Source organism: Actinophytocola oryzae, from assembly GCF_004364325.1.
Taxonomy (GTDB): Bacteria; Actinomycetota; Actinomycetes; order Mycobacteriales; family Pseudonocardiaceae; genus Actinophytocola; species Actinophytocola oryzae.
In genome coordinates this window covers 300,236-313,486 of sequence record NZ_SOCP01000011.1, presented here as the reverse complement: position 1 = coordinate 313,486, position 13,251 = coordinate 300,236, and the positions used below count along the sequence as shown (strand labels likewise).

15 protein-coding genes are annotated in these 13,251 nt (G+C 70.4%); 11 read left to right on the top strand and 4 right to left on the bottom strand.

What is annotated here, in order from left to right; all coding sequences use genetic code 11:
* Positions 1-39: 39 nt before the first annotated feature.
* On the top strand, positions 40-513 hold the full coding sequence (locus CLV71_RS28780) for an Lrp/AsnC family transcriptional regulator (protein ID WP_243866758.1): 474 nt from the start codon (positions 40-42) through the stop codon (positions 511-513).
* On the opposite strand, the gene CLV71_RS28775 is transcribed toward CLV71_RS28780, so the two are convergent.
* Complete coding sequence (locus CLV71_RS28775; RefSeq protein ID WP_133905983.1) at positions 508-1,344, bottom strand: lysophospholipid acyltransferase family protein; 837 nt, start codon at positions 1,342-1,344, stop codon at positions 508-510. The genes CLV71_RS28780 and CLV71_RS28775 overlap by 6 nt on opposite strands.
* 165 nt (positions 1,345-1,509) lie before the next feature.
* Here CLV71_RS28775 and CLV71_RS28770 point away from each other — a divergent pair, with 165 nt between their 5' ends.
* Both CLV71_RS28770 and CLV71_RS28765 read left to right on the top strand, forming a co-directional pair.
* Complete coding sequence (locus CLV71_RS28770; protein WP_208297795.1) at positions 1,510-4,074, top strand: FtsK/SpoIIIE family DNA translocase; 2,565 nt, start codon at positions 1,510-1,512, stop codon at positions 4,072-4,074.
* Between the two features lie 130 nt (positions 4,075-4,204).
* Entirely contained in the window at positions 4,205-5,341 is a 1,137-nt protein-coding gene (locus CLV71_RS28765; RefSeq protein WP_133905982.1) for a lipase family protein, read from the top strand.
* A 69-nt stretch (positions 5,342-5,410) separates the two neighbouring features.
* Here the strand turns inward: CLV71_RS28765 and CLV71_RS28760 are convergent, their stop codons facing one another.
* Positions 5,411-5,899 (bottom strand): phospholipase, encoded by a 489-nt coding sequence (locus CLV71_RS28760; RefSeq protein WP_341771677.1) that lies wholly within the window; start codon positions 5,897-5,899, stop codon positions 5,411-5,413.
* 114 nt (positions 5,900-6,013) lie between these two features.
* The gene (locus CLV71_RS28755; RefSeq protein WP_133905981.1) at positions 6,014-6,562 is read right to left on the bottom strand and encodes an amino-acid N-acetyltransferase; all 549 of its coding nucleotides are present in this window, start codon (positions 6,560-6,562) and stop codon (positions 6,014-6,016) included.
* A 33-nt stretch (positions 6,563-6,595) separates the two neighbouring features.
* Here CLV71_RS28755 and rimO point away from each other — a divergent pair, with 33 nt between their 5' ends.
* The 8 genes from rimO (at position 6,596) to pspM (ending at position 12,237) form a co-directional block, all read left to right on the top strand.
* Positions 6,596-8,053: a 30S ribosomal protein S12 methylthiotransferase RimO gene (gene rimO / locus CLV71_RS28750; protein WP_243866756.1), complete on the top strand. Its 1,458-nt coding sequence runs from the start codon at positions 6,596-6,598 to the stop codon at positions 8,051-8,053.
* Positions 8,050-8,661, top strand: a complete 612-nt coding sequence (gene pgsA, locus CLV71_RS28745) for a CDP-diacylglycerol--glycerol-3-phosphate 3-phosphatidyltransferase (RefSeq protein ID WP_133905980.1) — start codon at positions 8,050-8,052, stop codon at positions 8,659-8,661. The genes rimO and pgsA overlap by 4 nt, the downstream gene beginning before the upstream one ends.
* Positions 8,654-9,157 (top strand): CinA family protein, encoded by a 504-nt coding sequence (locus CLV71_RS28740; RefSeq protein WP_243866755.1) that lies wholly within the window; start codon positions 8,654-8,656, stop codon positions 9,155-9,157. The genes pgsA and CLV71_RS28740 overlap by 8 nt, the downstream gene beginning before the upstream one ends.
* A 180-nt stretch (positions 9,158-9,337) precedes the next feature.
* Positions 9,338-9,796, top strand: coding sequence for a helix-turn-helix domain-containing protein (locus CLV71_RS28735; protein ID WP_133905979.1), 459 nt, complete (start codon positions 9,338-9,340; stop codon positions 9,794-9,796).
* A gap of 66 nt (positions 9,797-9,862) precedes the next feature.
* The gene (locus CLV71_RS28730; RefSeq protein ID WP_133905978.1) at positions 9,863-10,048 is read left to right on the top strand and encodes a hypothetical protein; all 186 of its coding nucleotides are present in this window, start codon (positions 9,863-9,865) and stop codon (positions 10,046-10,048) included.
* Positions 10,049-10,065: 17 nt separating this feature from the next.
* A complete protein-coding gene (locus tag CLV71_RS28725) occupies positions 10,066-10,329 on the top strand; it encodes a hypothetical protein (protein WP_133905977.1) in 264 nt (87 codons plus the stop codon).
* Positions 10,330-10,489: 160 nt separating this feature from the next.
* Complete coding sequence (locus CLV71_RS28720; RefSeq protein WP_133905976.1) at positions 10,490-11,323, top strand: PspA/IM30 family protein; 834 nt, start codon at positions 10,490-10,492, stop codon at positions 11,321-11,323.
* A gap of 35 nt (positions 11,324-11,358) precedes the next feature.
* Entirely contained in the window at positions 11,359-12,237 is an 879-nt protein-coding gene (gene pspM / locus CLV71_RS47990; protein WP_166664294.1) for a phage shock envelope stress response protein PspM, read from the top strand.
* Here pspM and CLV71_RS28710 read toward each other — a convergent pair.
* Complete coding sequence (locus CLV71_RS28710) at positions 12,211-13,233, bottom strand: quinone-dependent dihydroorotate dehydrogenase (RefSeq protein ID WP_133905975.1); 1,023 nt, start codon at positions 13,231-13,233, stop codon at positions 12,211-12,213. The two genes, pspM and CLV71_RS28710, sit on opposite strands and share 27 nt — an antisense overlap.
* Positions 13,234-13,251: the final 18 nt, after the last annotated feature.

Here is a 13,251-nt window from a genome sequence, read left to right as displayed (position 1 = left end):
GCGATTGAATTCTTTCCCGGGCTGACGCAATATTTTTGCGTGAAGCTGGACGAGATCGACCACCTGCTCCTCGACGAGCTGCAGACCGACGCGGGCCGGACGCTGCGGGAACTCGGCGAGATCGTCGGCCTGTCGCCGAGCGCGGTGCACCGGCGGATGGAGCGCTACCGCGAAAGTGGCCTCTTGGCCCGCATCGCGGCCGTCCTCGACCCCAAGGCGGGCCACGACCTGGTGATGGCGGTCGTCCTCGTCGCGGTCGAGCGTGAGTCACCGCGCCTGCACGGCTCGTTCCGGCGTCGCATGCTCGCGGCGCCGGAGGTGCAGCAGCTCTACGACTGCTACGGCGAGTGGGACTACGTCGTCGTGCTGACCACGTCCGGCATGGCGCATCTCAACGAGCTGTCCGAGCGCCTGTTCAACGCGGCCCCGAACGTCCGGCGCTTCACCACGATGCTCGTACTGAACCCCATCCGGACCGGCATGGCCATCCCGACCCGCGTGCTGGACCTATAGGGCGGGTTTCCAGGGAGACGTGCTGTCCGTTGGCCGCGTCGGGTCGTGGAACCTGGGGCGTTCCAGCTGGTCGGCACGCAGCGGGACGAGATTGTCGGTGATGGCGCGCATGATGCGACCATGAGCACGCATCGCGTCACCCCGAGTAGCCGCCGACAGGTCGGACAGGTCGACCACGGGTCCGAAGTGGACCTTGAACTTCGGCCTGCGCCAGATGGCCCGCAGCCACGACGTCAGCCCCGGCACGAGGTCCCGCCAGCCGGTCACCACCTCGGTGCCCCAGTACACGGCCTCGTGCGCACCCCACTGGCTGATCGTGAGCACGGGAATCTCGCTGGCCAGCGCCATCCGCGCCACGCCGGTCTTGCCCTTCTCCGGCCACAGTCCCGGCTCCCGGCTGACCCGGCCCTCCGGGTACACGAGCACCGGGCCGGGGGACTCCCGCAGTGCCGAGGTGGCCCGCTCGAACGCCTCGGCGATGTTGGCCTTGCCGCGGTCCACCCGGATGCTGCCGCCCTGGCGCAGCCCCCACCCGACCACCGGTGCGTCCAGCAGGCCGCCGGTGAGCATGAAGCGCGGGGTGATCCCCGCCTCCTCCAGTGCGCAGGTCAGCACGAACGGGTCGAACATCCCGATGTGGTTGGCGGCGATCAGGAGCGGCCTGTCCCGCAGCTCCGGCGGGATCGTCCCGGTGACCTCCAGCCGTCCGACGAGTCGGACGAAGCCCCGGTTGACGTACATCATGGCCTTCCACGCCGGCGACACCTTCCGGGGCCGGGACGGCGGCCACCGGCGTGTCGACTCGGAACTGCGGCGAGACAGCGCGACCATGACCGGAGCATCGCACGAACCCAACACGATCTCGTCAGCGGTACCACCCGATGGAGTGACCGCGTGCCAGGGGAATGCGGAGCGGAGTCATCGGGCACTACTCCGCTCGCGTTGTTCGTGTGGTGGGAGTGACTGATGTGGCGAGAGCCGACTACCGTGTGGGGTATGGCGAACCGGACAGCCTCTTCCAGGTCCAAGGGCCGCGGCTCGGGTAGCGGCTCCGGAAGCGGTGCTCGCAAGCGTCCGCCTGCCAAGTCCACGGCACGCACCACGCGTACGTCGACGGCACGCAAGCCCCCGATCCGCAAGACCACCAGCAAGCACTCGGTCAGCCGCGCGCTGTTCCGCGGGCTGCGCGGTGGCTGGAACCTGCTGGCCAAGGGCGTCGGCGGCATCGCCCGCACCGTCGGGCGCACCAAGGACCTCGACCAGGCCCACCGCCGTGACGGGCTCGCGTTCGCGCTGATCGCCGTCGGCGTGATCGCGGGCGCGGGCATCTGGTGGCACGCGGCCGGCCCGATCGGCCACTACCTGGAGGTCGGCGCGCGGTCCGTGGTCGGCGCCGCCGCCATGGCCCTGCCGCTGACGCTGCTGGTCATCGGCATCGCGCTGATGCGCTCGGACCCGCTGCCGGAGAAGCGGCCGAGGCTGGTGATCGGCACGCTGCTGTTCGTGCTGGCCATCCTCGGCATCCTGCACATCTTCTCCGACCTGCCCGCCGACAACTACAACCAGCGCTACGCGGGGGGCGCACTCGGCTACTTCTCCGGCGGGCTGCTGTCGAAGGGCGTCACCGCGTGGGTCGCGCTGCCGCTGCTGGTCCTGGTGCTCGGCTTCGGCGTGCTCGTGTTCACCGGCACCCGGTTCAGGGACATCCCGTCCCGGCTGCGTGAGCTGGGCATGGACCCGGAGGACCGCGAGGCGGAGGGCCTGGACCTGCCCGGCCTGGAGGAGCCTGACGTCGACGCCACGGCCGCCCAGGAGGCGTCCGAGGCACCCCGCCTGCGCCGCCCGTCGCGCCGTCGCCAGGCGACCATGGCCGACGAGACCGAGCAGCTGCCGCTGCCCGAGACCGGCGTCGGCGAGGAGATCCCGCCGCCGCCGGAGCCCCCGGCCGCATCCGTTCCGCCGCCCCGCAAGCGCCCGAAGGCCACCGAGGTCAAGGAGACCCCGCAGGCCAAGGAGCAGCAGGGCCAGCTCGCGCTCACGCCGCGCGTGGTGGACGGCGACTACACGCTGCCGGACCCGAACCTGCTGGAGGCGGGTGCCGAGCCGAAGTCCCGCAGCCGCGCCAACGACGCCATGATCGAGGCGATCACCGGCGTGCTCGACCAGTTCGGCATCGACGCGCAGGTCACCGGCTTCACCAGGGGCCCGACCGTCACGCGGTACGAGGTCGAGCTGGGCATGGGCGTGAAGGTCGAGAAGATCACCGCGCTGACGAAGAACATCGCCTACGCCGTGGCCACGGACAACGTGCGCCTGCTCGCGCCGATCCCCGGCAAGTCGGCCGTGGGCATCGAGGTGCCGAACTCCGACCGCGAGATGGTCCGGCTCGGCGACGTCCTGCGGTCCAACACCGCGGTCAAGGACACCCACCCGATGGTGATCGGCCTCGGCAAGGACATCGAGGGCCACATGGTCACCGCGAACCTGGCGAAGATGCCGCACCTGCTGTGCGCCGGTTCGACGGGTTCCGGCAAGTCGAGCTTCGTCAACTCGATGCTGGTGTCGCTGCTGGCCCGCGCGACGCCGGACGAGGTCAGGATGATCCTGATCGACCCGAAGATGGTGGAGCTGACCCCGTACGAGGGCATCCCGCACCTGATCACCCCGATCATCACGCAGCCGAAGAAGGCGGCGGCCGCGCTGACGTGGCTGGTCGAGGAGATGGAACAGCGCTACCAGGACATGCAGGTCAACCGGGTCCGGCACATCGACGACTTCAACAAGAAGGTCAAGTCGGGGGAGATCGCGGCCCCGCCGGGCTCCGAGCGCGAGTACCGGCCCTACCCGTACATCCTCGCGATCGTCGACGAGCTGGCCGACCTGATGATGACCGCGCCGCGCGACGTCGAGGACGCGATCGTCCGCATCACCCAGAAGGCCCGTGCGGCGGGCATCCACCTGGTGCTGGCGACACAGCGCCCGTCGGTGGACGTGGTGACGGGCCTGATCAAGACGAACGTCCCGTCCCGCCTGGCCTTCGCGACGTCGTCGCTGACCGACTCGCGGGTCATCCTGGACCAGCCGGGCGCGGAGAAGCTGATCGGCATGGGCGACGGCCTCTACCTGCCGATGGGCGCGTCGAAGCCGGTCCGCATCCAGGGCGCGTTCATCACCGACGAAGAGATCAACGCGATGGTCTCGTTCGTCAAGGAACAGGCGCAGCCCGAGTACACCGACGGTGTGACTGCGGCCAAGGCGGCCGAGAAGAAGGACGTGGACGAGGAGATCGGCGACGACCTCGACGTCCTGCTCCAGGCGGCCGAGCTGGTGGTGACGTCCCAGTTCGGGTCGACCTCGATGCTCCAGCGCAAGCTCCGCGTCGGCTTCGCGAAGGCGGGTCGCCTGATGGACCTGCTGGAGAGCCGGGGCGTGGTGGGCCCGTCGGAGGGCAGCAAGGCCCGCGACGTGCTGGTCAAACCCGACGAGCTGGACGCCGTCCTGTACACCATCCGCGGCGGCGGCCCACCCCCGTCGGAGGACGAGGACTTCGACGAGGACTGAGGCGTAACGCGGCCCGACCACTCCGCCGAACGGCCCTTTGCTCTGCGTCGCAGGGTGCCTACTGTGGGGTAGCTACCTTCGAGTAGCTACTTCTGCGAACCGGAACCCTGCCGATCGCAAAGGAGCGATTATGCCTGTTCGCCGCCTCTTCGCCCTGCTCTCCTGCGCCCTGCTGGCGCTCTTCGCGCTCACCGTCACCGACGCCGCCGCCGAGCCGAGGGCCGCCGCCGGCGATGTCGTCACCGCGCGGTCCGTCAACGCGCCCGGCTTCTTCTACGCCAGGACCTGGATCATCACCTACCGGTCGACCTCCACGACCGGGCAGCCCATCACGGTCAGCGGCACGGTCATCGTGCCGTTCGGCGCCAACGCCAACACCCCGGTCATCGGTTACGCGCCAGGCACGCACGGCCTCGGCGACCAGTGCGCGCCGTCGGTCCACCTCGAGGCGGGCGACGAGACCGAGGGCCTGCTGATCCACCAGTACGCGACCCGCGGCTACGCCGTCGCCGTCACCGACTACGAGGGCGTCGGCACGCCGGGCCCGCACACCTACATGGCCGGCCGCTCCGAGGGCGCGGCGACGCTCGACATCGTGCGGGCCGCGCTCAGGCTGCCGGGCACCGGGCTGTCGACGGGCGCGAAGGTCGCGATCGTCGGCTACTCCCAGGGCGGGCACGGCGCGGGCTGGGCCGCGCAGCTGGCCCCGACCTACGCGCCGGAGCTGAACATCAGGGCGTACGCGGTGGGCGCCCCGCCTGCCAACCTGAAGACCGTGGCCGACCACAACGACGGCGGCGACAACGCGGGCCTGGTCTTCGCCGCGGGTTACGGCATCGACGTGACCTACCCCGAGCTGGACATGACCCCGTACCTGAACGAGACGGGCCGCGCCGTGCTCGCGGACCTGTCCGACGACTGCACCGAGGAGCTGCAGTCGGACAAGTACGCGGGCCACAGCCTGTCCGAGTACACGACCGAGGACGTCCTGGCCCGCCCGGAGTGGCGCGCCAGGGTCGACGCCCAGAACCTCGGTGCCACGGCCCCGCGTGCTCCCGTCCTGCTCTACCACTCCAACAACGACGAGATCCTGCCCGTCGAGGTGAGCGTCAACCTGCGAGCGGCCTGGTGCGCGGGTGGCGCGAACGTGACGTTCATGCGCACGAACACCGGCCCCCACTTCGTCACGGCGGCCCTCATGAGCCCGACCGCGACCAGCTGGGTGGCCGACCGCCTGGGCGGCAACGTCCCGACCGGCAACTGCTGAGCCGGCAGGCGTGTTCCCGAGGGGCAGTGCCCGTCCTACCGTGGCGGGCGGGCACTGCCCCTCGACGGCTCAGGCGATGTTGGCCAGGGCCTGGGCGGTGGTCACCGAGCTGTTGCCGAACTGGCGGACGGCCGCGTAGTACACGTCCGCGACCCGGTTGCACGCCCAGTTGCCCGCGCAGATCTCGTACAGGTCCGACTTGAAGTGGTTGTCGATGGACAGCCGCGTGGTCTCGTTGAACCGCGCCTGCCGCTTGAAGTTGCGGTAGCCGAAGTCGTGGCGGTAGCAGGCCTTCACGAAGTTGAACCCGAACGGGTTGTCCGGTGAGCTCGAGCACCCGTCCGAGCCCCAGTCGAGCTGGTCGGCGTACGGCTGCTGCGCGCGAATGGTCTGGAAGGTGTTCAGCGCGGTCGAGAACGAGTACTGGTCGGTCACCTGACGTAACTGCGCCGGATCGAGCGCGGCGGACGCGGTGGCGGCACCGGCCAAGACGGTCACGGCGACGACGACTGTGGTGATGGTCGCCCGGGCGGCACGACGCAGGGTTGACGTGGCCACGGATGATCTCCCTCACGATCGGGGGACAGGGTCCGGACCATTACGCACGCCCGCACGTGACGTGCAAACCCCCGATCGGCCGAAGATCAGGTATCGATTCGGGTACTCGGCCGCTCACAGCTCGAGGAGCATCCGCGAGTTGCCCAGGGTGTTCGGCTTGACGTAGGGCAGGTCGAGGAACTCCGCGACCCCCTCGTCGAACGAGTGGCGCATCTGCTCGTACACCTCGGCGGTCACCGGCGTGCCCTCGATCTCGACGAAGCCGAACCTCGCGAAGAACTTCGTCTCGAAGGTGAGCACGAACACGCGTTGGAGGCCGAGCTGCCGCGCGACCGACAGCAGCCGCTCGACCAGGTAGCCGCCGATGCCGAGGCGACCCGCGTTCGGGAGTACCGCGATCGAGCGGATCTCGGCGATGTCCTCCCACAGCACGTGCAGGCCGCCGCAGCCGACCAGCTCGCCATCCACCTCGGCCACCCAGAACTCCTGGACGTCCTCGTAGAGGGTCACGAGTTCCTTGGCCAGCAACACCTTGCCGACGTACGAGTCGATGATGGACTTGATGCCGCGCACGTCACTGACCCGCGCCCTGCGCACAACAACCGGCTCACTCACGGACACCAAACCTGCCACGTCCGGGCCACGCCCCACACATCGGGCCATGTAGAGGCGCGCGTGCAAGTTACTCTGAACCCCGTGCCAACACCACCACCGTCGCGTCGTGCCGCCCTGCTCACCCTCGGGTGCGCCCGCAACGAGGTCGACTCCGAGGAACTCGCGGGCCGGCTGGCGGCTGGTGGCTGGGAGATCTCCGACGACGGTGCGGGCGCTGACGTCATCGTGGTGAACACCTGCGGCTTCGTCGAGTCGGCCAAGAAGGACTCGGTGGACGTGCTGCTCGACGCCGCGGAGAGCGGCGCGAAGGTCGTCGCCGTCGGGTGCATGGCCGAGCGGTACGGCGCCGAGCTGGCCGAGAGCCTGCCCGAGGCCGCCGCCGTGCTCGGCTTCGACCACTACCCGAACCTGGGGGAGCGGCTCGACGACGTGGTCGCGGGCCGCGCCATCGCCGCGCACACCCCCGTCGACCGGCGCACGCTGCTGCCCATCACCCCCGTCGAGCGCACGGCGAAGGACGTGAGCGTGCCCGGCCACGGCTGGGGCCCGCGCGTGCTGCGCAAACGCCTCGACGACGCCCCGTTCGCCTCGCTCAAGATCGCCTCCGGCTGCGACCGGCGGTGCTCGTTCTGCGCGATCCCGTCCTTCCGGGGCGCGTTCGTGTCCCGCACGCCGGACGAGATCGTCGCCGAGGGCGCGTGGCTCGCCGAGCAGGGCGTGCGTGAGCTGTTCCTGGTCAGCGAGAACTCCACCTCCTACGGCAAGGACCTCGGCCGCGAGCACGGCGGGCCCGACGCGCTGGCGCTGCTGCTGCCACGGCTGGCGGACCTCCCCGGCATCGCGCGGGTCCGCGTGTCCTACCTCCAGCCGGCCGAGACCCGGCCCCAGCTCCTCTCGGCCATCGCGGGCACCGAGGGCGTGGCCGACTACTTCGACATGTCCTTCCAGCACGCCAGCTCGACCGTGCTGCGCAGGATGCGCCGCTTCGGCGGCACCGAGTCGTTCCTCGCGCTGGTCGACCAGATCCGCGCGCTCGCCCCCGACGCCGGCATCCGCAGCAACGTGATCGTCGGTTTCCCCGGCGAGACCGAGGAGGAGCTGGCGGAGCTGGAGCATTTCCTCACCGAGGCACGGATGGACGTGGTTGGCGTGTTCGGGTACTCCGACGAGGACGGCACCGAGGCCGAGAGGCTGCCGGACAAACTCGATCCCGAGGAGGTCGCCGCGCGGGTCACGCGCGTGTCCGGCCTGGTCGAGCAGCTCACGGCACAGCGTGCCGAGGACCGCGTCGGCGACGAGGTGCGGGTGCTGGTCGAGCGCGACGACGAGGACGGCGTCGCAGGGCGGGCCGCGCACCAGGGCCCCGAGGTGGACGGCGAGTGCCTGCTGCTCGACGCCGACGACGTGTCGGTCGGTGACTTCGTGGTGGGGAAGGTCGTCGGGTCCGAGGGCGTGGACCTGGTGGTGCGGCCGATGGAGGTGCTTCGCGAGCTCTCGGGCGTCGCGTCGGGGCCGGGCGACCGGGAGGGGTCGTCGTGAGTGCCACGCCTGCCGACGGCACGACGCCCGCCGAGGCGTTGGGCGCTGCCGTCGCACGGGTCCCGCTGGTCAACATCGCCAACATCCTCACCGTGACCAGGCTGGTGCTGGTGCCGGTGTTCCTGATGGCGCTCTTCCAGGACGGCGCGCACGCGACCGGGTGGCGGATGGTGGCGTTCGTCGTGTTCGCCGTCGGGTCGATCACCGACTTCATCGACGGCCACCTCGCGCGCAAGTACGGCCTCGTCACCGACTTCGGCAAGGTCGTCGACCCCATCGCGGACAAGGCGCTGACCGGCGCCGCGCTGTTCGGGCTCTCGATTCTCGGCGAGCTGCCCTGGTGGGTGACCCTCACGATCGCCGGCCGCGAGCTGGCGATCACGCTGCTGCGTTTCTGGGTGATCCGCTACGGCGTGATCGCGGCGAGCTACGGCGGCAAGGTCAAGACGTTCGCGCAGATCATCGCCATCGGGCTCTACCTGCTGCCGCTGCCTGCCGCACTCGACCCGCTGCTGTGGGTGGGCATGGGCATCGCGCTGGTGCTGACCGTGGTCACCGGCCTCGACTACGTGGTGCGCGCCACCCGCCTCCGCGCCACCCGTGGCTAGGAACCCGCTGGCCGAGGCCGTCGGTGTCGACCCGGAAGGACTAACCGGGCTGATCGCCGCGTTGAAGGACAGGGGTCAGACGGTCGCCACGGCCGAGTCCCTCACCGGCGGGCTCGTGGCGGCGGTGCTGACCAGCGTGCCCGGCTCCTCGGCCGTGGTGCGCGGTGGTCTGGTCGTGTACGCGACACCGCTCAAGCACCAGCTGGCAGGCGTGGACGAGGACCTGCTCGCCGAGTACGGCCCCGTTCACCCGGACGTGGCCGCCCAGCTGGCGGACGGTGCACGCACCGTGTGCGGCGCCACCTGGGGCATCGGCCTGACCGGCGTGGCCGGTCCGGACCCACAGGATGGGATCGAGCCCGGTGTCGTGTACGTCGGCGTGTCGGGTCCGTCCGTCGTCGAAGTTCGCACGATCGGGTACGACGGAAACCGTCACCAGGTGCGCGCGGCGGCCGTCGGCACCGCGTTGGACCTGCTCAGAGGCCTGGCGAACTAGCGAGCCTAGGGCTGTCCTCCAGTGTTGGCGTCATACTGGGGGGAACACCGCGGTGTGGCCGGTCGTTCGCCCTTGGCGTACGGAAGGTGATGTCGGTGCCGATGATCGCAAGGTCTCGGTAACGTGGTCACCATGCCGGACCCACCCGATCCGGCGGATGATCTTGAAGGGAGGCGAGCGATGACCGTGCTGTTGCGCGAGGCGATCGGTGATCGGCTCCGACACGCCCGCACGAACCAGCGACGAACGCTGCGTGAGGTCTCCCGAGCCGCCAGGGTGAGCCTGGGATATCTGTCCGAGGTCGAGCGCGGGCGCAAGGAGGCGTCGAGCGAGCTGCTCGCCGCCATCTGCGACGCACTGGACCTGCCGCTGTCCGCACTCATGCACAACGTCGCTACCGACATCGGCGCGCTCGAGTCCGTCGAGCTGCCGGAGACCGCGGAGCAGGTCGAGCGGAGCGAGGTGGGGTCCGGGGACAGCTCCGGCGCCCGCGCGTCGGTCGGCGCGGTCGAGGGCGGTCGCCTGGTGCCTGCCGTGGTCGGCGACAACCTGGCCGACCTGCGTCTTCAGCCGGTGCTGAGCCACCGCATGGAGTCCTCGCTCGGCATCCGCAAGGCCGGGGCCATCTTCGCGGCGTAGTAGACACACCAGCTCGGAAAGGGCCGTTCGGACGCTCACGCGTTCCGAACGGCCCTTTCCTGTCGGATGACCGTCACCGCGGGGGAGGGGGAGCGGCCCGCGTTCGGCGCCGTGGCCGGCGGACACGTCGTCATGGAGCTGAGGATCACAGTGCGCCGCCTGGCCGGGCGCAACGACTCGTTGCCCCTGTCGGGGGACGAGCACTCGACCCTGACCGTGGCGGTCGCCCAGGCCGAGGGCACCCCGGCCTGACCCGCTCGCTCGATGCGGTGATCGCCCGGCTGGATGCCGCGTCCGGTCAGTGCGAGGCCGGGGACGCGCTGGTCGGGAGGGTGTGCGCCACGGTCACGGTGCCGGCTCGGACGAGGGACGAGCTGTCCGGGCCGATCACGGGAATGACCAGGTCGTTGACGGTGAGTGCCGAGACGATGGCGGCGCTCGCGAGTAGGCTCGACGGCCTGCGGGAGGGTCTGGTCGAGGGGCGTGGCGAGGTGCACCCCGAGATCGGCCCGCCCGGTCAGGGCCATCCCTGAACAAGTCCTGATTTCTACCGGGTCCAGTGGTGAGGAGCACCGCGTACCTGACACGATGGAACCCACAGTGATGACGGGGCGTTGCCATACCAACCGGTAGTCCGGTAGGTGCGGTAGACGGTGAACGAAGCGACCAGCGCGGAGAAGGCAGGCGGAGGAGATGGCCAACCCGTTCGTGAAGGCTTGGAAGTACCTGATGGCGGCCTTCTCGTCGAAGATCGACGAGCACGCCGACCCCAAGGTGCAGATCCAGCAGGCCATCGAGGAGTCACAGCGTCAACACCAGGCGCTCTCCCAGCAGGCCGCGGCCGTGATCGGCAACCAGCGTCAGCTGGAGATGAAGCTCAACAGGCAGCTCGGCAACGTCGAGAAGCTGCAGGCGTCGGCGCGTCAGGCGCTGGTGCTGGCCGACGAGGCCCGCTCCAAGGGTGACGAGGCCAAGGCCACGCAGTACGAGCAGGCAGCGGAGTCGTTCGCGACCCAGCTCGTGACGGCCGAGCAGGACATCGAGGACCTCAAGACGCTGCACGACCAGGCACTGCAGGCGGCGACGCAGGCCAAGTCCGCGGTCGAGCGCAACGCGATGATGCTGCAGAACAAGCTGGCCGAGCGCACGAAGCTGCTCAGCCAGCTCGAGCAGGCGAAGATGCAGGAGCAGGTGTCCAAGTCGCTCAACCAGATGAGCGAGCTGGCCGCCCCCGGCAACACGCCGTCGCTCGAGGAGATCCGCGACAAGATCGAGAAGCGGTACACGACCGCGCTCGGGTCCGCGGAGCTGGCGCAGAACTCGGTGCAGGGCCGCATGATGGAGGTCCAGGCGTCCACCACGGAGATGGCGGGCAAGTCGCGGCTGGACCAGATCCGCGCGTCGATGGCGGGTGGCGGCACACCGCAGGTCACCAGCGGCAACAGCGGGTCCACGTCGCAGAACATCCAGGCGGAGATCGCGCAGCGGGTGGCGCAGGAGCAGAAGGCGAACCCACAGGGCAACTGATCCCTGTCGTTTCGACAACCTAGGGGAGGCTGCCGATGGCGCCGCGTGGACGTGACATCTACCAGCTGACCCAGATGGTCCAGAAGTACGTGAACGCCGACGTGCGGAACTCCGTGATGACGCACGTCCAGGAGGCGATGGCCCGCAGTCAGGAGGCCATCGCCAGGAGCCGGGACGAGAACGTCCGCCTGGAGCGCCAGCGCCGCAAGCTGGAGCGCAAGCGGCTGTGGGCGTCGCGCTGGGCTCTCGCGTGGGCGATCGTGTGCGTGTTCCTGGTGGTCTACGTCGCGATGGCCTTCACCGGCATGGTCGGCGACGGCCCGGACGCGTCGATGATCGCCGGTGGCGTCGCGGGCGTGGCCGCCACGGGTGCACTGTCGATCCGCTCGACGCGCCGGATGGTGCTGCTGAAGCGGGCAGGCGAGCGTTTCGACGCGGAACACCGGCCGGCGGTGGTGGCCCCCACCCGGCCGCCGCTCCCGCCGAAGAGCTCGGCCGCCTACGAGCCGATGCAGCGGCTGGGGGAGGCCGAGGACGCGTTGGCACAGCTGGTTCGCCAGCTGTCCGGGACGCAGGGCACGCCGGCCTCGGTCCCGCTGGAGTCGGTGCTGGAGGCGGAACGCGCGGCTGCCGAGGCGGCGCAGGCGCTGCGAGCGGTCGCGGCGCAGCTGGCGGCGGTGGAGCTGGCCCGTGACCATGCCCCGCCGATGGAGCGCGCGCCACTGGTCGAGGGCGTCCGCCGTCTGCGTGAGCAGCTGGACGAAGGCCTGACGGGCTACCGAGGTCTGCTGGCGGCGGCAGGACGCGTCGTGGCGGCGAGTACGTCGGCGGGCCCGAAGCAGGAGCTGGCGGACGCGACGGACCACCTGGCCGGCCTCGCTGTGGCGCTACGGGAGCTGTCCGACCCGAGCTGAGTCCTGGCGGTTGATCGCGCGGACCAGCGCGGGCCCCCGGTAGATGAACCCGGTGTAGACCTGCACGAGCGAGGCGCCGGCGTCGAGCATGCGCATGGCGTCGTCTGCGGAGTGGATGCCGCCGACGCCGATGACGGGCAGCGAGCTCTCCTTGGCCACGAAGGTGACCACCTCGAGGGCGCGGCCGGTGAGAGGTCGCCCGCTCAGGCCGCCGGCCTCGCCCGCCGTCCCGCTGTCGGCGGCGGCGATCCCGTCGCGGGACAGCGTGGTGTTGGTGGCGACGAGCCCGGCGACGCCGTGTGCGGCGCACACCTCCAGAACGTCGCCGATGGCGTGTTCCGAGAGGTCGGGTGCGATCTTGACCAGGAGGGGCACGGCGGTGTCGAGGGCGCCGAGCAGGGCGTCGAGCGCGCCCTTGTCCTGTAGCCCGCGCAGCCCGGGGGTGTTGGGCGAGCTGACGTTGACCGCGAAGTAGTCGGCGAAGGGTTCCAGGACCGCCAGGGACGACCGGTAGTCCTCGACGGCCTCGTCGACGGGCGTGACCTTGGACTTCCCGATGCTGATCCCGAGCGGGACGGTCAACGGCCCGAGGGCCGCCAGCCGGTCGGCGAGTGCCGAGGCGCCGCCGTTGTTGAACCCCATCCGGTTGATCACGCCCTCGCTGTGGGGCAACCGGAAGAGCCGAGGTCGGGGGTTCCCAGGCTGGGCGTGCCGGGTGACGGTGCCGACCTCGACGAACCCGAACCCGAACGCGGGCCACGCCTTCAGCGCGCGCCCGTCCTTGTCCATCCCGGCGGCCAGCCCCACCGGCCCGGGAAACCGGACCCCGAAGACCGTGCGGCTCGCGGACCCGCCGAAGTACCGCCGCAGCCCGGCCACCACGGGCGCCGCGCCGGCGAGGCGAGCAGTCATCCGAAGGGTGCGCTCGTGTGCCACCTCGGCGTCCCCGCCGCCCATCCGGAACAGGGCCCGTCGCACGACCCGCTGGTAAACCACCCGAACATCGTCGCACCG

Coding starts and splice junctions, on each gene's coding strand:
- CLV71_RS28730 (WP_133905978.1), top strand. CDS start 9,863: ATGACCGTCACCGCGGGGGAGGGGGAGCGGCCCGCGTTCGGCGCCGTG.
- CLV71_RS28735 (WP_133905979.1), top strand. CDS start 9,338: ATGACCGTGCTGTTGCGCGAGGCGATCGGTGATCGGCTCCGACACGCC.
- CLV71_RS28720 (WP_133905976.1), top strand. CDS start 10,490: ATGGCCAACCCGTTCGTGAAGGCTTGGAAGTACCTGATGGCGGCCTTC.
- CLV71_RS28765 (WP_133905982.1), top strand. CDS start 4,205: ATGCCTGTTCGCCGCCTCTTCGCCCTGCTCTCCTGCGCCCTGCTGGCG.
- CLV71_RS28770 (WP_208297795.1), top strand. CDS start 1,510: ATGGCGAACCGGACAGCCTCTTCCAGGTCCAAGGGCCGCGGCTCGGGT.
- pspM (WP_166664294.1), top strand. CDS start 11,359: ATGGCGCCGCGTGGACGTGACATCTACCAGCTGACCCAGATGGTCCAG.
- CLV71_RS28775 (WP_133905983.1), bottom strand. CDS start 1,344: ATGGTCGCGCTGTCTCGCCGCAGTTCCGAGTCGACACGCCGGTGGCCG.
- CLV71_RS28755 (WP_133905981.1), bottom strand. CDS start 6,562: ATGGCCCGATGTGTGGGGCGTGGCCCGGACGTGGCAGGTTTGGTGTCC.